At 61.9% G+C, this 21,267-nt stretch carries 19 protein-coding genes and 1 riboswitch; of the genes, 12 read left to right on the top strand and 7 right to left on the bottom strand.

Annotated elements, in window-relative coordinates; genetic code table 11:
* Positions 1 to 82: 82 nt before the first annotated feature.
* From prfA to ACFCU0_RS04760, 9 genes are all read left to right on the top strand, one after another.
* Complete coding sequence (prfA, locus tag ACFCU0_RS04720) at positions 83 to 1,156, top strand: peptide chain release factor 1 (RefSeq protein WP_434972514.1); 1,074 nt, start codon at positions 83 to 85, stop codon at positions 1,154 to 1,156.
* A gap of 287 nt (positions 1,157 to 1,443) precedes the next feature.
* Positions 1,444 to 1,854 (top strand): 30S ribosomal protein S6, encoded by a 411-nt coding sequence (gene rpsF, locus ACFCU0_RS04725; RefSeq protein WP_434972515.1) that lies wholly within the window; start codon positions 1,444 to 1,446, stop codon positions 1,852 to 1,854.
* 61 nt (positions 1,855 to 1,915) lie between these two features.
* Positions 1,916 to 2,128, top strand: a complete 213-nt coding sequence (gene rpsR / locus ACFCU0_RS04730; RefSeq protein ID WP_098073741.1) for a 30S ribosomal protein S18 — start codon at positions 1,916 to 1,918, stop codon at positions 2,126 to 2,128.
* Between the two features lie 70 nt (positions 2,129 to 2,198).
* Entirely contained in the window at positions 2,199 to 2,657 is a 459-nt protein-coding gene (gene rplI, locus ACFCU0_RS04735) for a 50S ribosomal protein L9 (RefSeq protein WP_434972516.1), read from the top strand.
* A gap of 212 nt (positions 2,658 to 2,869) precedes the next feature.
* Entirely contained in the window at positions 2,870 to 5,020 is a 2,151-nt protein-coding gene (locus ACFCU0_RS04740) for a cytochrome c biogenesis protein CcdA (protein WP_434972517.1), read from the top strand.
* Positions 5,021 to 5,148: 128 nt separating this feature from the next.
* On the top strand, positions 5,149 to 6,000 hold the full coding sequence (locus ACFCU0_RS04745; RefSeq protein WP_434972518.1) for an alpha/beta hydrolase family protein: 852 nt from the start codon (positions 5,149 to 5,151) through the stop codon (positions 5,998 to 6,000).
* Positions 6,001 to 6,259: 259 nt separating this feature from the next.
* Positions 6,260 to 6,363: riboswitch (TPP riboswitch) on the top strand.
* Positions 6,364 to 6,513: 150 nt separating this feature from the next.
* Positions 6,514 to 7,230, top strand: a complete 717-nt coding sequence (tenA, locus tag ACFCU0_RS04750; RefSeq protein ID WP_434972519.1) for a thiaminase II — start codon at positions 6,514 to 6,516, stop codon at positions 7,228 to 7,230.
* 339 nt (positions 7,231 to 7,569) lie between these two features.
* Entirely contained in the window at positions 7,570 to 8,367 is a 798-nt protein-coding gene (locus ACFCU0_RS04755; RefSeq protein WP_434972520.1) for a GNAT family N-acetyltransferase, read from the top strand.
* 104 nt (positions 8,368 to 8,471) lie between these two features.
* Complete coding sequence (locus tag ACFCU0_RS04760; RefSeq protein WP_434972521.1) at positions 8,472 to 9,407, top strand: lysophospholipid acyltransferase family protein; 936 nt, start codon at positions 8,472 to 8,474, stop codon at positions 9,405 to 9,407.
* A gap of 39 nt (positions 9,408 to 9,446) precedes the next feature.
* Here the strand turns inward: ACFCU0_RS04760 and msrA are convergent, their stop codons facing one another.
* The 5 genes from msrA to mce form a co-directional block, all read right to left on the bottom strand.
* Positions 9,447 to 10,136 (bottom strand): peptide-methionine (S)-S-oxide reductase MsrA, encoded by a 690-nt coding sequence (gene msrA / locus ACFCU0_RS04765; protein ID WP_434972522.1) that lies wholly within the window; start codon positions 10,134 to 10,136, stop codon positions 9,447 to 9,449.
* 56 nt (positions 10,137 to 10,192) lie between these two features.
* Complete coding sequence (gene msrB / locus ACFCU0_RS04770; protein ID WP_434972523.1) at positions 10,193 to 10,783, bottom strand: peptide-methionine (R)-S-oxide reductase MsrB; 591 nt, start codon at positions 10,781 to 10,783, stop codon at positions 10,193 to 10,195.
* A gap of 189 nt (positions 10,784 to 10,972) precedes the next feature.
* Positions 10,973 to 11,581, bottom strand: a complete 609-nt coding sequence (locus tag ACFCU0_RS04775) for a hypothetical protein (RefSeq protein WP_434972524.1) — start codon at positions 11,579 to 11,581, stop codon at positions 10,973 to 10,975.
* A 164-nt stretch (positions 11,582 to 11,745) separates the two neighbouring features.
* A complete protein-coding gene (locus tag ACFCU0_RS04780) occupies positions 11,746 to 12,747 on the bottom strand; it encodes an aldo/keto reductase (RefSeq protein ID WP_434972525.1) in 1,002 nt (333 codons plus the stop codon).
* Between the two features lie 42 nt (positions 12,748 to 12,789).
* Positions 12,790 to 13,950 carry a methylmalonyl-CoA epimerase gene (gene mce / locus ACFCU0_RS04785; RefSeq protein WP_434972526.1) on the bottom strand — a complete coding sequence of 387 codons (1,161 nt, stop codon included), beginning with the start codon at positions 13,948 to 13,950 and terminating at the stop codon, positions 12,790 to 12,792.
* 297 nt (positions 13,951 to 14,247) lie between these two features.
* On the opposite strand from mce, the gene ACFCU0_RS04790 reads away from it, so the two are divergent.
* Entirely contained in the window at positions 14,248 to 15,276 is a 1,029-nt protein-coding gene (locus tag ACFCU0_RS04790; protein WP_434972527.1) for a cation diffusion facilitator family transporter, read from the top strand.
* Positions 15,277 to 15,443: 167 nt separating this feature from the next.
* Here ACFCU0_RS04790 and mdh read toward each other — a convergent pair whose 3' ends face one another.
* Positions 15,444 to 16,388 (bottom strand): malate dehydrogenase, encoded by a 945-nt coding sequence (gene mdh / locus ACFCU0_RS04795; protein WP_434972528.1) that lies wholly within the window; start codon positions 16,386 to 16,388, stop codon positions 15,444 to 15,446.
* A 438-nt stretch (positions 16,389 to 16,826) separates the two neighbouring features.
* On the opposite strand from mdh, the gene ACFCU0_RS04800 reads away from it, so the two are divergent.
* Complete coding sequence (locus ACFCU0_RS04800; protein WP_434972529.1) at positions 16,827 to 17,741, top strand: 5'-nucleotidase, lipoprotein e(P4) family; 915 nt, start codon at positions 16,827 to 16,829, stop codon at positions 17,739 to 17,741.
* A 45-nt stretch (positions 17,742 to 17,786) separates the two neighbouring features.
* Entirely contained in the window at positions 17,787 to 19,478 is a 1,692-nt protein-coding gene (locus tag ACFCU0_RS04805; protein WP_434972530.1) for a DEDD exonuclease domain-containing protein, read from the top strand.
* A gap of 729 nt (positions 19,479 to 20,207) precedes the next feature.
* On the opposite strand, the gene ACFCU0_RS04810 is transcribed toward ACFCU0_RS04805, so the two are convergent.
* A complete protein-coding gene (locus ACFCU0_RS04810; protein WP_434972531.1) occupies positions 20,208 to 21,152 on the bottom strand; it encodes a carbohydrate kinase family protein in 945 nt (314 codons plus the stop codon).
* Positions 21,153 to 21,267: the final 115 nt, after the last annotated feature.

A 21,267-nucleotide genomic window follows, 5' to 3' on the forward strand; every position in this document is an offset into this window, starting at 1 on the left:
TGAACCTATACAGTGATCATCCGTACACCGCAAATTGCAATCCGATCCCGACCCACGTCGAGCAGACCCCCTGCTGCAGTACATGATCGAGATAGAGAAGCTGGAGAAGATTAAACGCCGGTTCGAGGAGATCGAGCAGCTGATGGCGGATCCAGACGTTGCCACCGACTCCTCGCGGATGCAGGAACTGGGGCGGGAGCACGGCGAGTTGAGAGATGTCGTTTCGGCGATCAATACCTACGAAAATCTACTACAGGAGCAGTCGGACCTCGAAGAACTGGTCGACTCCGAGTCTGGGGAGATGCAAGAGTTGGCACAGCATGAGCTCGAGGAACTCAACGCGCGCTTGCCGGCGGTCGAGCACGAGCTCAAGATGATGCTGATTCCGAAAGATCCGGAGGACAAGAAGGACGCTATTGTCGAGATTCGGGCCGGAACGGGCGGAGACGAGGCCGCCCTTTTCGCTGGCGATCTCTTTCGCCTTTACACTAAGTTTGCGGAAAAGAGAGGTTGGGCGTACGAGGTGCTCGACGTCGCCGAGGGATCGCAGGGCGGCTTCAAAGAGATTGTGTTTGGCGTGCAGGGAAAAGGCGTTTTCGGCACCTTCAAATACGAGAGCGGCGTCCACCGCGTCCAGCGCGTACCGGAAACCGAGTCCAGTGGCCGCATTCACACATCTGCTGCCACCGTTGCTGTTCTCCCGGAAGCCGAGGAGGTGGACGTCGACATCAATCCGTCCGAGCTCAAAATCGACACATTCCGGGCCACCGGTCCGGGTGGGCAGTCTGTAAATACCACGGATTCGGCGGTGCGCATAACGCACGTCCCCACGGACACCGTCGTGTCCTGCCAGGACGAGAAGAGCCAGCACAAGAACAAGGCGAAAGCGATGCGAGTGCTTCGCTCGCGCCTGTATGAGAAAAAGCTGGAGGCGCAGCGAAAAGAGCGGGACGAAGCGCGCCGGTCGCAGGTGGGGAGCGGCGATCGGTCGGCCAAGATCCGGACGTACAACTTCCCGCAGGACCGCGTCACCGACCACCGACTTGAGGGCGGCGACAAGAATCACGCCCTGCAGGATATCATCGACGGGGATCTTGACCCCATTATCACGGCCCTTCGTGCGGAAGAGAATGCCGAGCGACTGGCGAATCTGTAGGCCGTCGATTGTATGTAGTGAGGCGTGGGTCGTTGTGTTGGGTGAACGACGGTCCACGGCGCGCGGATACGGCATTTTCGACCGTGTCCAATCCGAACCACAACCTACTACGGACGACCAACGAAACCCCTTTTCCCAAAACCTTCAACGCCGCTGGGCGACCTTCTGCGTCGCTTTCCGTACACACCATCTATTGAGCGTTCCCTGCTCTCTGCGGCGGTCCTGCCGGGGTCGGACGACGGAGGGCATGATATACGTTCGTCATTCCAAAGGGAAATAAACATATTATGGCATCGAGCAAGAATCAGTACGAACTCACGTACGTCATCAGTGGGGTCGTCAAGCAGAACCAGATCGACGACATCGTCCGCTCCATCACGCAGTATGTGGAGGGGAACGGCGGTGAGATCATCGAAGTCGACGAGTGGGGCAACCAGCGCCTGGCCTACGAGATCGACAAGAAGCGCAGCGGGTACTACGTCAACATGTACTTCCGCGCGCCGGGCGACCTGATTCCGAAGGTCGAACGTCAGATGCAGATCAACGATGACATCCTGCGATACCTCTCGCTTCGCATGGATGCGAAGATGATCCGCCACTACGAGAAGCAGAAGAAGCGTGCCGCCCGCAAGGCCGAAGAGGAAGCGGCCGCTGCAGCCGAAGCGGAAGCCGAAGCGGAAGAGGAGAGCGACGAGTAATCGCATACCTCGCACACGCTGCTGATCACCCCTTCGCACACAACGGACGAGCCCAAGTACCATGGCGAATAACAACGAGCAGGATTACGAGCACATCGAATACGTCGACTACAAGGACACTGAGTTCTTGCAGCAGTTCATGAACAACCAGGGTAAGATTCTCCCGCGGCGCGTGACCGGCGTTCCGGCCCGCGTTCAGCGGCAGTTGACGGTCGCGATTAAGCGTGCCCGCCATCTGTCCCTGCTTTCGTTCGTCGAGGATAACGTACGATAGCCTCGACTCCGGGTCGCACGGCGACCCGCCCGACGTTTACGTTTTGTTCTGAACCGCATCGCACAAGCACATGAAGGTCATTCTACTCCAGGACGTCGAGCATCTCGGCGAACAAGGTGAAATTCACGAGGTAGCGAACGGCTACGGCCGCAACTACCTGATTCCGCAGGGCATCGCCCGCCTCGCTACCGAGGGCGCCATCAAGCAGGCGCGTGAGGAGCAGCGTCAGGCCGCGCGGAAGCAGGCGGCGAAGGCCGACGACGCGCAAGATCTGGCCGACGAGCTCGAAGATATGCAGGTCGTCTTCACCGCGAAAGTGGGCGAGGACAACCGGATCTTCGGTACCGTCACGACGCAGCAGATCGCCGTCGAACTCGCCAACCGTGGCTACGACATTGATCGTCGCAGCATCGATCTCGACGAAGACATTCGCGAAGTCGGCACGTACACGGCTCACATCCAGCTGCATCCGCAGGTGAAGGCCAAATTGTCGATTCAGGTGATCCCCGAGTCCGGCTCCGACTTTTAGTCGTTCCGGCATCGGCCGGGACACCGTTCGAAACATCGGTGGATCGGTCGCTACGACCGCTTCGCCGGGCAACAACGTCAAAGGGTACTCGTTCTGTTCGGAGCGAGTACCCTTTCGTCTTGCATGTTGCCGAAACTGGGCGTCACGCGGTCGGCGCCCATGATCCGACGTTCACTCGCTCGTTTTCTGCCGTCTTGCCTGCGCGACCGTTCATGCGCCATCTCCTTTCCTCCCTTCAGGTTGTCCTGATCCTTCTGGTTGCCGTCGCGGGCGGAGCAACCGCCGCGAACGCGCAGACCATGGGCGCCCAGTCGAAGGTGTCGTTTACCACGTCGGTCGCGCCGGAGGCCGTACATGCGGGCGACCAGGTGACGGTGCACGTCGATCTATCGATTCAGGACGGGTGGAAGATGTATGCCGTCGACTCGCCTCCGCCCAGCCGCGGCGTGCGCGTCACCGTCGACGACAGGCCGCAGGGGCTGTCGTGGAACGGCACGGTTCACCAGGAGACGCCTCAGCGCGGCTATGACCCCAACTTCAAGAAGGAGGTCACCTATTTCGAGAACCGGGCGCATGTCTGGGCAGACATCGCGGTGAGTGAATCGGCGGAGCCGGGCGCGGAGTCTGTCGGCGGAACCGTCGAGTACATGATCTGCAACCAGGACATGTGCTATCCCCCTGTTCGGGAGGAATTCGCCGTCAATGTCGACATCCAGCCGCCCGGTGAAAGCGAAGCGGCGCCCGCGGCGGAAGCGGCATCCCCGTCCCGCAATGGTGGAGATGAAGCATCATCGACGGCGTCCGAGACCACATCTCCGGACAGCGCTCCACCGGCCGAGCCGAGTGACGGCGCGGCGGAAAGTGTCACAGACGCCGGTGCGGCCTCCGAGGCTTCGGATGGTGAACCTCAACGCGAGGCGCCTTCCTCGTCCGCCCCGGCCGCTTCCACCAGGTCCGATACGCCCAGTGCATCCGCCGTCGGGGAGCTCGACAATGCCCGCTCCGACGGACTTCTCGGCTTTCTGCTTCTCGCGATCGGTGCAGGCGCGGCGGCCTTGCTCACCCCGTGTGTCTTCCCAATGATTCCTCTGACGGTGTCTTTTTTCACCCGCCACACGGAGACCCGCGGTCAGGCGGTTCGCATGGCCTCCCTGTACGGCTTCGCCATCATCGCAACGTTCACCGGTCTCGGTGTCGCGATGGCGATGATTCTCGGCGCCGCCGGTGCGCAATCGATCGCCGCCAATCCCTGGGTGAATCTGTTCATCGGTTCGGTGTTCGTCATTTTCGCCATGTCGCTACTCGGGCTGTTTGAGCTACGGCTGCCCAGCGGGTTGGTGAATTACTTCAACCAGAAAGGAAATCAGCAACAGGGCGTCGCGGGCGTCCTCTTCATGGGATTGACGCTCACGCTCGTGTCTTTCAGTTGCACCGCACCGTTCGTCGGCGGGCTGCTGGCCGCGACCTCGGGCGGAGAATGGTTCTACCCGGTGGTCGGGATGCTGGCGTTCAGTGCTACGTTCGCTGTTCCGTTCATCGGGTTCGCCATGTTTCCACGGGCGCTCGAGACGCTGCCTGAATCCGGGCAGTGGATGAACGCCGTGAAGGTAACGCTCGGCTTTATCGAACTGGCCGCCGCGCTCAAATTCCTGTCGAACGCTGATCTGATCTGGGGCACGCAGATCCTGTCGCGCCCGCTGGCGATTGCGCTGACGATCGTCATCTTCGCCATGGCCGGGTTGTATCTCCTCGGCAAACTTCACCTCAAGCATGAGGGCCCGACGGAGTCGATCGGGAGCCTGCGGCTGCTGGCTGCGACCGCCTTTTTCGGTGTGGCGATGTATATGCTTCCGGGGCTGTTCGGTGCTCCGCTCGGCACCGTGGACGCATACCTGCCGCCGCGGCAGACGAGCGATCCTAATCTGTTCGCAACGGGCAGCGCCGGGCAGAAAACGGAGAGTGGAACGGAGTTTCGCTGGCATACCGACGACATCGACGCGGCGTTTGTTGAGGCGAAGGAGGTAGGCAAACCCGTGTTCATCGACTTCACAGGCTATACCTGCACCAACTGCCGGGACATGGAGGCCAATGTGTTTCCGCAGGCACCGGTGGCCGAGCAATTTCGGTCCGATTTCGTGCTCCTCCGCCTGTACACCGACGCTCCGCCGAAGGGGACGGAGTTTCAGCGCTACCAGTTGCAGCTGACCGGGACCACGGCCCTGCCCACGTACGCCATCGTCAATCCGCAGGACCGCTCTTTGATTGAAAAAGATAGCGGCGTCTCATCAGTGGAAGATTTCGCGGGCTTCCTGAGGGACGGGAAGGCGGAGTTCCAGGATCAGCGCCTCGCAGACGCACGATAACGAGCCGTATATCACGGAGCGCCCGAGAGGCGTTGTCGTGAAGATCCGTGTATGAGTGGGTTCCGTCGCCTACAACCGACCCGGCCACTTCGCTTTTCGACCTTCCTCCTTCGCATTCCGCTTGACCGATGTCTACTTCTCTACGTCAAGAATCGTTTTCCGTCGAGAATGTCCGGGGTGACGCCGTTCACGGAGACCTTCGCTGGGTAGAGGACGGTCGCGTGAAGCCGGCTGTCATCTTATGTCACGGGTTCAAAGGCTTCAAAGACTGGGGGCCGTTCCCGACATGGGGGCGTGCGCTGGCCCGGACGGGCTTTGTTGCCGTCCACTTCAACTTCAGCTATAACGGGGTCACGCCAGAGCATCCGACGCAATTCGCCGACCTCGAGGCCTTTGCCGAGAATACGTACACGCGGGAGTTGGACGATGTGGACGCGGTGACCGACTACGTTCTCGAGAACACGAACGGTCTCGCCCCCGTCGATGGCAAGCGCATCGGACTGATGGGTCATTCCAGGGGTGGCGGCATCGCGATCCTCCATGCCGACCAGTGCCCCGACATCGACTCCCTCGTCACCTGGTCTTCGGTTGATACGTTCCTCGGACGGTTCGGGGAAGAGCAGATCCGGGAGTGGAAAGACCGGGGATACGTGGAGGTGATAAACAGCCGAACGGGGCAAACTATGCGGCTCAACCGGGTGCTGTACGACGACGCCCGGAAGAATCGAAATCGTCTGGACATTATCGCAGCTGCCCGGCGGCTCACTGTGCCGTGGATGATCGTGCATGCTGAGGATGACGCGTCGGTGGCCATGTCGGCGGCCCGGTGCCTCGCGGATGCACAGCCTGATGCGACCCTGATGAAAGCGACCGGCGGGCACACGTTCGGGGGCAAGCATCCCCACGACGACGACGTACCCGCGTCGCTACGCGAGGTGTGGAACGCAACACTCTCGCACTTCAATCAGACGCTTTCCTGAGGGGAGCCGGGAGTGGGGGATCGGGAGAATGGGGGAACGGGATGCACCGGATGGCGGAGATCTGAGCACGTCGCCGCGTGCATCCACCCCGTTCGTTATTCGCAATCCTAAATCCGCAAGGAATCAACGATCCAACGCCCTAACGATCCAACGCAAGTCTCATGTTGAATCCCCCAATCCGAATTCCCAATCGACCGTCGATTGTAAAGACGTTCCTCCTTGCCATTGAAATTGTCTCCTCGCGTGGGGTATGATAAGAGAGCGAAGCTAGGGGTGCTACCCGCCGTACTGGCGGAGGGCTGAGAGAGTCCCTTAGAACCTGATCCGGTTCGTACCGGCGAAGGAAAGCTTCAGATCGGACCTTCGGTTGCGCGTCGACGGGCGTGTGGGTGGATAGGCTGCCTCAGTCGATTTGCTCGTTTCCCCAACCCGCTGTTTGCGGTGTCCGCGTCGCAACGTGTCCGGCTCCCCGGCTTCGCGTCAATCCTTCTACTCTGACGCATCAGCTACGCTATGGAGTCCCCATCGTTGACCGAAGAATCCCGCCCGTATACCGTTCCTGCCTTCGCCGAAGAATGTCTAGAGGCGGCCGGTGATACCTGGCATGCGGCGCATGACCACCCATTCGTGCGTGCCCTGGCCGACGGCTCGCTCGACAGCGATCGCTTTCGGTTCTACCAGATGCAAGACGCGCGGTACCTGGAGGCGTTTGCAGACGCCACGTCGGTGATATCAACCCGTTGCCCGGATCCTGACGACAAGCTGTGGTTCATCGAAGCCGCTCAGATGGCGGTTGTCGTCGAGAAAGAACTGCACGCCGGTTACGGGGAAGAGCTCGGCTACGACGCCGACGACGTTGCCCGTCTCGAGCTCACGCCGAATAACCGCGCCTATCAGAACCACATGGTCGCCACGGCACATACCGGGTCGCTCGTGGAAGCCGTTGCTGCCATCACGCCCTGCCCGTGGCTCTACATACACCTCGGTCAGCAACTCGAGGCCGAGATGGGAGACGTGCCCGCCGATCACCCGTATGCCGACTGGCTGGAAATGTATCGCGATCCCGACTTTAACGAGTACATGGATAATCTGCTCGAGCGATTTCAGCGGTTCGCCGTAGCCAGTGATCCAGTCACGCGCGAGCGAGCCAAAGAGCAGTTCGTGCTAAGCGTCCGGTACGAGTGGATGTTCTGGGACCAGGCGTGGACCCGGCAGGAATGGCCAGTATAATCGTCCTCAACAATTGGCTACCCGAGGCGGCGTCGCAGGCAGAACCTGCGGCGCCGTCACGTATTTGTTACTGGACACGCGCTGTCTCCGCGGACGAACAGGTCCAACGCGCCAGGACGCACAAAGCGTCCAGCGTGCATGAAGCCTGCGCGGAAGTTGCCCGCCGACTGGAACGTACGCCGTGTAACTCGTACGTTTCATATGGTGCACGCGAAAGGGTGCACAGAGGCGCACTATCCACGCCCCCACTACTCTCCGGACCGGCGAGTTTGCCGGAAGCACGTCGTGATTACGCGGCTTCCCGCTCGGTCGATCGACATATACCTCGCTCCTCGCCTCATGGCTTCCTCTGACACGACGTCCTATCCGGTGTTCGAAGACCTGATCCCGGATGTCGACTCCACGGCAGATCACTACGAGCTTGCGTTCGCGCGAAGCGAGGAGGATCTCCTTGAGGTGCAGCGACTCCGATTCGAGGTGTTCAACGTGGAACTGGACGAGGGACTCGACGAGTCGTTCGAAATCGGTCGCGATGCCGACGATTTCGACAACACATGTCACCACCTGCTCGTGCGTGACCAGGTCGATGGTGCTATCGTCGGCACCTACCGGATGCAGACGCATGCGATGGCGGATGCCGGTCTCGGGTTCTATTCGTCGATCGAGTTTGACCTCTCAGACTGGCCAAATGCCGTCACGCACAACGCGGTGGAACTCGGTCGTGCGTGCATCGCCAGCGATCACCGGTCGCTCCCCGTCCTGAACCTGCTGTGGCGCGGTCTCGGATCGTACCTCCGCCACTCCGGCTGCCGCTACCTGTTCGGGTGCTCGTCGCTGACAAGTCAGGATCCACGCGAGGGCATCGCGATGCTGAAGTATTTCGAAGCGAAGGACATGATGCATCCGGACCTGCGTGTTACCCCGCAGCCAGGGTACGCATGTGAGGTGGAGGGAGAGGTAGAGCCGGCGACCGCCAGCGACGTGCCGCGCCTGATGCGCGTCTACATCAGCACAGGTGCCCGGATGTGCGGGCCGCCCGCCATTGATCGCGAATTTGGGACGATCGACTTTCTGACGTTCTACGACATCAAGAATCTGGAGCCGAGCGCCGCTCGTTTCTTCGGCTACCAGTCGTAAGGCGGAGCCCATCCCGGCCCGTGCTACCAGGAAGCCGTCATGGATCCGTTTCCTGTCGGTCTCCGCGCACTGACCCGTTCGTCCCGTCCCATTAGCCGATTCCCATGTCGGATTCTTCTTCGACCGCCACGGCCTCCTCCGATCCGGCTGCGTCGGCCGCCCCGTCCGATGAGCTTCCGGTTGATCAGTTCGTGCCCCCCGCGTCGACGATCGGAACGGTCCGTGCGGCCCTTCGCCTTGTCGGCATCGTCCTGTGGACGCTCCTCAGCTGCATCACGTACGTGATACCGATGGATCTGCTGTGCGATGCCGAGAGGGCCGGATGGCTCCCCTGGCCCGGCGTGCACGCCGTCCGTGCTCGTATAGTTCAGTTCTTCTTTCGCGTCACGCAGTACATCGTCGGCCTCCGGATTCACGCGACAGGAGAGGACCCGAAGCCGCCGTTTCTCCTCGTGTCGAATCACCTCGGCTACCTCGACGTCTTCGTGTTCATGAGCCACCTCGCGTGCGCTCTTGTGGCCAAGCGAGAGGTGCGGAGTTGGCCCCTCGTCGGGTACCTCGTGAAAGTCGGCGGTACCATCTTCATCGACCGAAATTCGCGGCGCGATGTGCTTCGCATCAACGACCGTCTGGAGAAGGCCATGCAGCGGGGGCAGGGTGTCATCGTCTTCCCTGAAGGGACGTCTACCGCGGGCGATCGAGTGTTGCCGTTTCGCGCATCGCTTCTGGCGCCTATCGCGGCCTCGGACCGGCCGGTGCATTACGCAAGCCTCACGTATCGAACGCCGGGGGAGGATGCGCCGGCCTACCAGACAACGGCGTGGTGGGGCGACATGGAATTTGCCCCCCACTTCTGGCGCATGCTCGCCACGCCCCGAATCGACGCCTACGTGCACTTCGGCCGCCTGGACGGGGATACGGACGATCGCAAAGAAATTGCCGAGCACCTTACGGACGAGGTGCGTCGGTACTTCGATCCCATCCCCGGAGCCGATGAGGCGGTCGCGGTCGCTCAACCCAGATATCTACGTCGAGCCTGAGTACGACGGCTGGCAGCGTGACGCCGTACCGATCGGCCCTTATCTTGATTTTTTCGGCGGCGCGTTTCCTTCATCTCCCCACAGCGCCTTCAGCCGCTGATCGCGACCGCATCCTTCACGGTAGGAGTAATAACGACCCGGGTCTTTCCTGTAGAAATTCTGGTGGTAGTCCTCCGCCCGGTAGAAGGCATTCAGGTCGTGAATGTCAACAACGACCGGCTGATCGAATCGCTGCTGCACGTCTACCTTTGACGCTTCGGCAGCCTCCCGGTGATCGGCCCGTGAGGGGCTGACGAAAATGTCCGGTCGGTACTGGGAGCCGCGGTCGCAGAATTGACCGGAGGCGTCCAGCGGGTCGACGTTTCGCCAGTAGACGTAAAGCAGTCGATCGATATCGACGCGCGTCGTATCATACGCAATCTGGACAGTTTCTGTGTGGTCGGTTGAGCCCCCTGCCACCTGCCGGTACGAAGGGTTTTCGATCGTACCACCGGCGAAGCCTGAGATCGTGCTCAATACGCCTTCGGTTCGATCGAACGGCGGCTCCATGCACCAGAAGCAGCCGCCGGCAAACCATACGGTGTCCACGACAGCGGGGTCAACCTCCGTCGTGTCCTGCATCGGGGCATGTTCAGCACGGGCTTCCGAATCCGCGTTCTGACATGCAGTCGTGCCGAAGAGAAAGCCGGCCAGGAGAAAAATCGAGACGGCGGTGGTGAGGGGCTTCATTCGTCCGGTGGGGTGTGTGGACGGATCGATGGCGGCGTGGGGACGAGCGAGTCTGCTCAGGATCGCAGTGAGGGGAGTGGTTCGTCCTCCGGTACGAAAGCAAGGGCGAGTCCGTTATTGCAATAACGAAATCCGGTCGGGTCGGGGCCATCGGTGAAGACATGCCCCTGGTGCCCGCTACAGCGTGTGCAATGGTACTCGGTGCGCTGCATCGCGAGTTTGTTGTCCACTTTCGTGCCCACGCGACCGGGAAGTGGGGCCCAGAAACTCGGCCATCCCGTTCCGCTCTCGTACTTCGTGATGGACGAAAAGAGCGGCAGGTAGCAGGCGGCGCAGATATACGTTTCCCGCCGTTTCTCCTCCAGCAGGGGGCTGGAATATCGCGGCTCGGTGCCTTCTTCGAAGAGGATTTGGTAGGCTTCCGGGGAGACCACGTCTTTCCACGCTTCCTCTGACTTCTCCAGGGGAGTCACGTCGGCATCGCGGCCGTGGACCCAGAGCGAGTCGGACGTAACAGGTGCTACGTAGGTGGAATCCGACGCGGCGCCCGCGGGGACGTCGGCGGAGTGGCTTTTTCCGCAAGCGGCGAGCACAGCGGGCCCGGTCGTCAGAATCGCAAGTTTCCCGATAAATGATCGACGATCCATAATGGTCGAGCGTGCGTGCGTGGATAGAGGTTGTAAGACACGGTACAGTATTCGTCTTCGTGTCTTACGGGATACAAACGTTACTCCGAAGAGCAGCCCGGTGTTGTTGACGCGCTCGCAACGACTGATACGTCCACCTATTTCGGCCTCTGCCATCCATGCGGGAGTGTTCTTAGAGCTTTCCCGGTGCTAAAAGTCATCATCGGAAAACACGTCATTTCGCTCACGACCGAACGGATCGTCGTCCGTCCGGCGATCCGAGCGTGGCTCAAACGGGCTTTGTTCAATCGACGAATGCTCGTCTAACGCTGCTTCATGTGTCCGTCCATCTTCCGGAGCCGGAAGCCCGGTGCACGTGACCTGAAACTGGATGCTGTCGAGGGATCCCATCCCGACGATGTCGACGTCGACGACGATTCCGACACGTCCGTCGACGTACGCGGGACGTATGTCATCGACGTACTGCCCGCCGATCGGCTGGTTGTGCGAGCTACCGGGCATCCGCATCATGCCTGATTCGGTGCCGACGAACACGGCGATCTGTTCGAGGTCCTGGAGACGCGGGCCGATATTGGCGATCGCGACGGTGAAGGACTCCGTACCTTCGCCGTACTCGTTTCTTGGGATCGTGCCTGCAGCGGGGCCGCGGGCCGTATCGCCCTCGACGCGCGCGAGTCCGGTGAGGGTCAGATGCACGAGGTCCCCTTCCACCGGCATTTCAACCCGCTGTACGGGCGAAAGGGGGTAATAAATCGGTGCATCGTCCGGATAGCTGGTCGTCAGGTTCGAGGGGAGCATGGAAGCGGCGAGTTCTGTGGAAAGCCATCGTGCTTGAACGGGTATCCGTCGTCCGTCGGGTCTCCGCGCCTCGGTGTTAACAACCTGCGGGCATACGCGTCATTCAGCACCTCGGGAGGGAAGATGAAGCTCCGATAGCCAGCTACGTTCGTTCTCGTGACGTTCTATCGTTGCCCGTACGTATGCTCCGTACGCTCCTCAACACGGTCGGTCGCGGGAGGCGGCGCGGGGGAAAGGTCGCCGATGGCCGCGTGGAGGTATGGCGTCATGTCGACGTCGAGCGCCCCCAGCGATCCTTCAAGCTGCTCGACGGACCGGGCGCCGATGATGGGTGCGGTGACCGCCGGATGGCTTGCCACCCAGGCGACGGCGAGGGGGACCGGATCGAACCCGTGATCCTTCGCGAACGCGGCAAAGCGGGTTGCCACCTCGTAGTGGTAGTCCGCGCCGTAGCGCGTCTGGTACATCTCATTTTCGACGAGACGGCCGGTATCGGGGCGCCGGTTTACGCCGTATTTCCCGGTAAGTAGGCCTCCGCCGAGCGGGGAGTAGGGCGTGACGCCCAGGCCTTCCGACGCGGCCATCGGAAGGAGTTCCACTTCGGCCTGTCGTTTTGCGAGGTTGTACATCGGCTGAATCACGTGAAACGGGCTCCACCCCTCCCGCTCCTGCACACCGAGGGCCCGGGCGACCTGCCACGCGGCGAAGTTGCTCGCTCCGAGGTAGAGGACCTTACCGGAACGCACCAGATCGTCGAGCGTGCGGAGCGTTTCGGATAGGTCTGTTGCCTCGTCGAACCGGTGCACGAAAAAGACGTCGATCCGATCGGTATTGAGGCGTTTCAGGCTGGCGTCTACAGCTCGGACGAGGTGGTAACGCGAAGCGCCGCGCGCGTTCGGGTCCTCGCCTGTCGGGAAATAGGCCTTGGACGTGATCACGACCTCGTCGCGGCAATCGGCGATAAGGTCGCCCAGGATTTCCTCGGATCGGCCGCCGGCGTACACGTTCGCACAGTCGAACATGTTAATTCCGGCTTCTCGACACCGTCGAAACATTGCAGCGGAGGTCTCGCGGTCGGCAATGCCGCCGAAGGACATGGTGCCGAAGCAGAGCGGCGATACTTTCACGCCGGTGGAGCCGAGGTAACGATGGGAGGGAAGAGACATACAAGGGGCGATGATGGAGGGAAAAGGTCGGCGCGTCGCCTCTCAGGAGGTCAGCAGCCAGTCGGAAATGGTCGCCTCGAGACGGTCGAGCGGCGAAAGGGGCAGGGCGTGATGGCTGCCGCGGAGGATCTCCAGGCGCGCATCGGGGAGAAGCTCGTGAAGCGTGAGGGTGGCGTCGAGGGGGAAGAGGTCGTCGCGGTCGACGCACGTCAACAGTACCGGGCGCTGAATCGAGGAGGCCATGTCCCGCATGCGCGGCGTCTGCTTCGGAAGGGTCGCCACCCATTCGTGCATCTGCTGGAATAGCTCTTGCCAGTCACCGTGATGCCGGCTCAGACGATCGCCGAGCTCCGGATTTCTTGCGGTCAGCGTGTCCGGGTCGAGGCGAGCCTGCATGGACCTCACGAGCTTCTCCGTCCACGTTACGTTCGCGCCGTGTGCGGCGATGCGCCGGACGCGTCCCGGGTGCTGCTGTGCGAACCCGAGGGCGATGTTGCCGCCCATGGAAAAACCAAACAGATGAGCATTGTCGATCTCGAGGACATCCAGAACCGCGAGCACGTCCGCCGAAAAGGCGTCGAAGGACACCGGCCCGGTTCCCGCCGTCGACGCGCCGTGCCCGCGCACGTCGATCGCCACGACCTGAAACTGCCGTTCAAGGCGCCGCAGGAGCGGGGCAGTTTCCAGCGTAGTGCAGCCGGCGGCTCCGTGCAGTAGCACCAGCGGCGGAAGATGCTGGGCCCCGGCACGGTAGACGGCAATCTCCCGGTCATCAGCATCGATCATCTGCGGCTCAAGTCGAATCGGTGCCGACCCGCAGAACTCTACGAGGACCCCATGGGTCTGCTTCGGGTGAAGGAAGAAGATCCGTTTGCCGTCCGCACCCGGTGTGGGCGACTCCCCGAGTGGGGTGTATCCGGCCTCGTGCACGCGCTCGAACGTCGCGTCTACGTCCTCCACTTGAAAGGCAAGATGGTGCAGACCTTCTCCGCGCTTCTTGAGGTAGCCGGAAATCGGTCCATCGTCGCCGATGGCTTCCAGAAGCTCCAGCTTGGCGGGTCCGGCGTCGATGAAATGCGTTCGCACGTGCTGGGCGGCGACCGTTTCGGCCTTGTACGGCAACACCTTAAGCAGGTCGTGATACAGAGTGGCAACAGCATCGGCGTCGTCCACGGCGATACCGATGTGTTCGAGGCGAGGCATACAGCAGTGGGGAATGGTTGGGGGAACGGTTGGCTCGCAGCGAGGGGGCTACCTCCGGCGACGTGCTGAAGATCGGAAGCACCCGGCAGGGATTCAACGGGAGCGGGGAGATACACGAATGCGTCACGCGTTACAGGTCGCAATCGAGATGAAACAGGGCGCAAGGGAGAAGCCGGTGGGTCGTGTGGAGCGCCCGTCTCGCCGGTGTCTGAATCCGTAACGACAATGGAATCAAGCAATACGCATCATCGTTCGTAACCGTAATGTGACTGCTGACGCTCTAACCCGCGATCGTTCATGTCCAGCGCTGACTCCCCTGCCGACCCCACGAATGCCGAGCGTCGTCGTGCACGCCGCGCGGACGCGCGCCGGAAACGTCGAACGGTTCGGCGGCGCGCGATGGGTCTTAGCATCCTCGTCTCGTTCATGATGCTCGTTGGCAAGGTCGTCGCAGCGCAGGTGACCGGCAGCGCCGCCATCTTCTCCGATGCGGCGGAGTCGGTCGTGCATCTGTTTGCGACCGGATTTGCGAGCTTCAGCCTGTGGTACGCGTCCACGCCGCCGGACAGTAGCCATCCCTACGGTCACGGGAAAGCGGCCTACTTCGCGTCGGCCGTAGAGGGTGTACTCATTCTCGTCGCGGCGGTCGGGATCGTGTGGACCTCGGTGAACGACCTCCTCACGGGAGGCGACCTGCAGCGTCTCGGCGTCGGTCTTTACCTCCTCGGCGGACTGACGCTTGTCAACATGGGCCTCGGGTGGTATCTCGTTCGTACGGGGCGAAGGACGAACAGCATCGTGCTCGTCTCGAACGGTCAGCATGTATTGACCGACATGTGGACCAGTCTCGGCGTAATTGGCGGCGTCGGTCTCGTATGGTTGACCGGAATCGTGTGGCTTGACCCGGTGGTGGCGCTTCTCGTCGCCGCAAACATCCTGTGGACGGCTTACGGGCTGATCCGACGGAGCATTTACGGGCTGATGGACAAGGCAGATCGAGACGCGACGCAGCAAATCCTGGACGTGCTGGCGTCGGCGAAAGGAGAAGGCGTCATCGTCGACTTCCACCAGGTGCGGCACCGCCGAACAGGGGACGAGGTCTGGATCGAATATCACCTCATGTTTCCTGGAGACATGACGATCGACGCTGCGCATGACCGGTCGCACCGGGTCGAGGACGCGGTGGATCGGCTCTTCCCGGACGACGACGTCCACGTCACCGCTCACCTGGAGCCGAAAAAGCACGACGCCGCCCACCCGGACCACCACTTCGAGCCGGCCGATCCGCTCCGGGATGTGTTCGTCGACCTCCGGGGAACGGACTGACGGCCAATCGGCGGTCTCTCGAATCTGCGGCGGGGCGCCAGCCCCTGTTGCGTGTCCACCGGTCGCATGATAAGACGAAACGGCCGACCCCGTGGTGAGGGATCGGCCGTTCGGGATGCGTTGCCGCCGTGCTCGGTCGGGAGCATCGCGGTAGCACGAGTCAGGTGTTACCCGATGGCGCCTTCATTCTTCAGGCGCTCGAGGTTGTCCAGGTTGGCCTGAACGTGATCCGCGGACGTTTGCATCAGGTGCTGCTCCTCGTCCGACAGGTCGACTTCGATGATCTCTTCCACGCCGTCGGCACCGAGCTTCACCGGCACACCGATGAACATGTCGTTGAGACCGTACTCACCGTCGCAGTAGGCCGCGGCGGGAAGGACGCGCTTGTTGTCCTTGATGATGGCTTCGGCCATTTCCGCAGCCGCGGCGCCCGGCGCGTACCATGCCGACGTACCCATCATGTTGACGATTTCGCCGCCACCGCCTTTCGTGCGTTCGACGATGCTCTCAATCGTGTCGTCGTCGAGCATCTCCGTGACCGGAATGCCGCCGATCGTGGTATAGCGCGGCAGGGGCACCATCGTGTCGCCGTGGCCGCCCATCAGCAGGGCCTGGATGTCGCGGACCGACACGTCCAGCTCCATCGCGAGGAAGGCGCGGTAGCGGGCGGTGTCCAGCACACCGGCCATGCCCATCACGTGGTTCGGGTCGAAGTCACTGGCCGTGTAGCTGACGTACGTCATCACGTCGAGGGGATTCGACACGATGATCAGCTTTGCGTCAGGGCTTCCCGCCTTAAACTGGTTGGTGACCGACGACACGATCTCCGCGTTCTTGGCCAGCAGGTCATCGCGGCTCATTCCGGGCTTGCGCGGAAGACCGGCGGTGATAATGCACACCTCGGAGCCTTCTGTGACGTCGTATTCGTTTGAGCCCGTGATCTTCGTATCGAAGCCATGGATCGGGGCTGACTCCATCATGTCAAGAGCCTTGCCCTGGGGCATCCCCTCCTGGATGTCTACCATGACGACTTCCTTGACCATGTCTTTGCGGGCGACGCACTCGGCAGCGGTTGCGCCGACGTTTCCTGCACCGATAACGGTAACTTTCATGGGGTCCTCTGTTGCCGTGGATAAAAGAAGTGCGAACGGGGAGACCCTTCGCCAGCGGGTCTCCGATGCTGTTCCAGCGCGAGCGATCCGATTCACGATCGAGCCCCCGCGTCCGGCGTGTCCTTCAGGTGCTTCGGCAGTTCGGTTACGACGCCGCCTCTGCGCGGTCATCGGAGCGGATCCTGTGGGCCCCGACTCAGGCATGAAGCGCCACCGCAGCGGGTAGACGCGCCGTCGATTCATGTAGAAAAAAGGCCTCTTGACGGTCGCTTGCCAGTACAGGCTACCAAGAATCGACAAAAAGCGCTTTCTCTCGGCGCCAGCCCGTGCAGACGGCTCGAAATCCGCCGGTGATTCTATCCGATTCTTGCGTTCTGTCCCGGTGATGTGCATTCTATAAGTGCACGAATTTTCCTCTCTTATGGCCGGACGGTTCGCATGACGCGTCTTCTCCCTTCTCTTTCCTGGATCCTCTCTCTCGTGCTCCTGGCTGGATGTGCGTCGTCCGGGACCTCCTACACGCAGGCGGAAGCCGATCGCATCACGTCGACCATCGACAGCCTGCGTTCGGCCGCCGACCTTCGCAATCCGAACCTGCATTCGACGCTCTGGCAGCAGACGGCGGTCGAGTACACGGGTGTGACGCGCGGCGCGTATCGCCTGGCGGAGGTGATGCTAGATCGCGGCCTGCAGGACTCAACGTGGACCGCGTCGCTCGAACAGTCGGAGCAGGGCTCAGACGCCTACCGCGAGCTTCCGCCCGCGGTCGTGCTGGACGTGGATGAGACCGTGCTCGACAACTCAGCCTATCAGGCTCGCCTGGTGCTCGACAATCGGAGCTACGGCACCGACTCGTGGAAAGCCTGGTGCCGAGAAGCAAAGGCGGATCCGGTACCGGGAGCGCTGGCCTTCACAGAGGCCGCAGCCGCCCGGGGCGTGCAAGTCATCTACCTGACGAATCGGGACGCGGATGTGGAAGCGGCTACGCGGGAAAATCTGAAGGATCTCGGGTTTCCACTGGATCCGGATGAAGATGTCATTCTCACGCAGGGAGAGATCCCCGCATGGACACCGTCAGACAAAACGCCGCGGCGCGAGGCGGTTGCCGAGGCCTACCGAATCGTCCTTCTGATCGGAGACAATTTCGGTGACTTTGCCGGCGAGGTGGACGTCACCGTCGAGCAGCGACGGGACCGCGCCGAGCAGTTTCAGGCCTACTGGGGCACGCGGTGGATTACCCTGCCGAACCCGCAGTACGGTTCGTGGGAGGGAGCGACCTTCGGATTTGACTACGCCCTGCCCCCACTTCAGAAACTCCGCGATAAGCATGAGACGCTACGCCCGAAGAGATAAACGATCCCTGCGCCGTCGGCATCATTGTCCAGTAGAAGCACCCGTATGACCATCGAAGACGCAACCTTCGTCGTCACCGATACGGAGACGACCGGGACCAAGGCCGCCTCCAACCGCATCATCGAAATCGGCGCCGTAAAGGTGGAGGCCGGCGAGATCACCGACCGGTTTCAGCAACTGGTGAACCCCGAGCGAACTATACCGTCGCGCATCACGCATCTGACGGGTATCACGACGGGGATGGTGTTCGATCAGCCGACGATGGAGTCCGTGATGCCGCAGTACCTCGACTTCCTCGGGGACGGGATCCTGGTGGCGCACAACCTGCCGTTCGACCTGCGCTTCCTGAACGCCGAGTGCAGCCGGCTTGGACTCGATGACCTGCCGAATCAAACCCTGTGCAGTCTGCGCCTCGCCCGGCGCCTGCTCCCCGGTCTTCGCTCGAAAGGACTCAGCCGACTGGCTCAGTTTTACGGCATCAATGTGAACGGGCGACACCGTGCGCTCGGTGATGCGGAGGCGACCGGAATCATTCTCCAGCGCTTCTTCCGGCAGCTCGACTTCGAGCACGACATTCACGATGTCCACGAAGTGCTCGCCTTTCAGAACCGGAAATACACAAAGGTGCGAAAGGCGCCCAAGCATCTGAAGAAACTCCGGGAGGACGTGCTGCCCGATCTACCGGATGCGCCGGGCGTGTACTTCCTCAAGACCAGCAGCGGCAAGATTCTCTACATCGGGAAAGCGAAGCAGCTGTCCGAACGCGTGCGAAGTTACTTCACCGCCATCGAATCGAAGGATGCCCGCAAGCGCAAGTTGATGAGCAAGGTGCGCCGGGTGGAGTGGACGGAAACGGATACCGAGCTGGAGGCCCTGCTGTTGGAGTCGCGCCTGATCAAGGAGAAGAAGCCGTCCTACAACAAAGCGCAGAAACGGTACCGGCATCGGCCGTTCATCAAGCTACAGACGGACGAGGAATTTCCCCGCGTGGGGTGGCAGCGGGCGATCTCGGACGACGGTGCCGAATACTACGGACCGCTGCGAAGCCGAAAGCAGGCTGAGCTCGTGATCGAGGTGATCAGCCGGTTTTTCGGCTTGCGCGAGTGCGACGACTCGGAGCTATCCCTCGGGCAGCGGTGCCTGTACGCCGACATGGAACGGTGCACGGCGCCGTGCGAGAATGACGACGCGGAGCGGTATGGGCAGCAGGTCGAACGTGTTCGGCAGTTTCTCCGCGGTCAGGATACATCCGTACTCGACGACCTGGACGAACGGATGCAGCAGGCCTCACGGCATCTCGAATTCGAGAAAGCCGCTACCTTTCGTGACTGGTTACAGACGCTGGACCGGATGCTGGAGAAGCAAAAGGCGGTGGCCGCGCCGGTTCTGGATCACAACGCTGCGCTTGTTCAGCCGCACAAAGACGAGGGGACGGCGGACGTTTTCCTGGTACGGTTTGGCAAATTCACGGCGTCGCTGTGCGTGACGTGTCCCGCCACGCCGGACGAGGTCCGTCTCCTCACGGACGCCGTCAAAACCGCTTTTCTGGATGCCGGCGATCGGCCCGACGCGCTCACGAAACGGGATCAGGATGAAATCCGCCTCCTCTCGCACTGGATGTATATGCACCGATCGGAATTGATCTCCGTCCGCTGGCAGGGGGGCACGCCGTCGGATTTCGCCGCAAGGATTGCAGACGTGATCAATGGCCCCGCCGATCTGTCGGAGGCCGCGTAGAGCGTATGGCTGGATCAGAGCGTGCTGTTCGGTCTCCCCGGTGCGGCGTCATTCGTTCCGCATTCGCTTTGCACGTCGTGCACCGTAGCGGCACGCATTGATCACCTGCTCGCGCGCGTCACGGGTCTCCCGCGTAAGCCGCTGCTTCATCTGCGCAATCGCCCTGTGCACGTTTTCAGCCGTCCTTTCTGCCGGAAGCGAACGACGGGAACAGACCGTTCGCTTCGGGCCGGTACCGCTGCCGCGTGGCGCGCTCGTTCACGTGGCACAAGGGTTTTTTTCCAGTTGAGCGGCAATATCGATCGACGCCCCTTGCCTGGCGTCGAATATCCATCGGTACGGCCGTGTTACAGGAAGAAGAAATATGCCGAGGCCAGGGCAACGATCACGATCACGGCGCCCGCGATCACAGTGCGTGTGATCTCCTGCGATCGAGGGCGTCTCCGCGGCTCTCGTTCTGAACGCTGCGTCGATTTCATGATTTCGTCTGGTGTCTGGTAACAAGGTCTGGGACGAATCGGTCGGAGCCGCTCCGGCAGGGATTCCGCCCTGCCCGCACGTCACCCACGAAGATGCGGGTTTCGCGCTACGCCGTCCTGCGTCGGCGTTGATCTTTCGGATGGGAGGAGGGCCGAACGCGCTGTCGGAGAAACCCCGACAATGCTGGGCCCCGTGAGTGTAGGGACCCGTGAGTGTAGGGGCCCGACAGTGTAGGGGCGAGCCAGTCGATCAACCGGTTTTCCACCCGTCGATGGGTTCGATTCCGGTGAGCGGTCCCACAGACTGGAGCTTCTGAGCGGCGACCTCGCTGCCGAGCCGCGCGGCACGAAACGGGTCGTGTCCGTCGATGCTGGCCGAAAGAAACCCACCCCAGAACGCGTCTCCGGCGCCCGTCGCGTCGGCCACCGCATCGACGGGAACCGCCGGCACGATTTTGATCTCAGCACCGCCGTCGCGGGAGACGCGGCACCCTTCCGGGCCGCGCGTGAGGCACACGACGTCCGCACCCCAGTCGTGAAGCTGCTGGACGCGATCCGGGGACGAGCCATCGGTGCCGAAGAGCCGGTCCAGGTCGTCGTCGCTCACCTTGACGTACGACGCCCGTGAGACAACGTCCCGGAGCACCGTCGCCGCTTCATCACGGTCCGGCCAGATGCCCGGTGCATAGTTCACATCGATGGAGCACCGTCCCCCGGCAGCGTCCGCCGTTCGCAATGCAGACAGGATCACCGACCGGGCCGGCTCCCGGCTCAGAGCGAATGCCGTCGTGTGGACGATGCCTGCCGATTGCAGGACGCCGTCTGGTATCTGTTCCTCGCGAAGCTGTGCGTCCGCGTGTCGGTAGGCGATGAACTCCGAGGTGGCCGTGCTCCGCGAGAGCACGACGCACGTGGTCGGAGCCTTCATAGCGGTTCGGATAAAGCGTGTGTCCACGCCCACGCCGCCGAGTTCATCGTGGAGGAAGGTGCCGAGGCCGTCGTCGCCAACGCACGCTACGAGCGCCGCCCGCTGTCCTGTGAGCGCCACCGTCCGAACCAGATTGGCCGGGCTTCCGCCCTGTCGCCGTTCGAACGAGGGCGTCTCCCGCAGGGTGCCCTCCGGGTAGGTGCCGATCAGGTCGACGAGGAGTTCGCCGAGGGCCAGGACATCGTAGGCGGAGAGGGAGGAAGACATTCGGTCGGATTTGGATGGAAGGTGCGGGAAATCACACAGGGGAAGCGATTCAGGGCGTCCGGGTCAGGCCGGGTCTGTGCCTGGAGGTACCAGGATGTCGCTGCAAATAGCTCGA

It is taken from the genome of Longibacter sp. (genome assembly GCF_051155795.1).
GTDB lineage: Bacteria > Bacteroidota > Rhodothermia > Rhodothermales > Salinibacteraceae > Longibacter.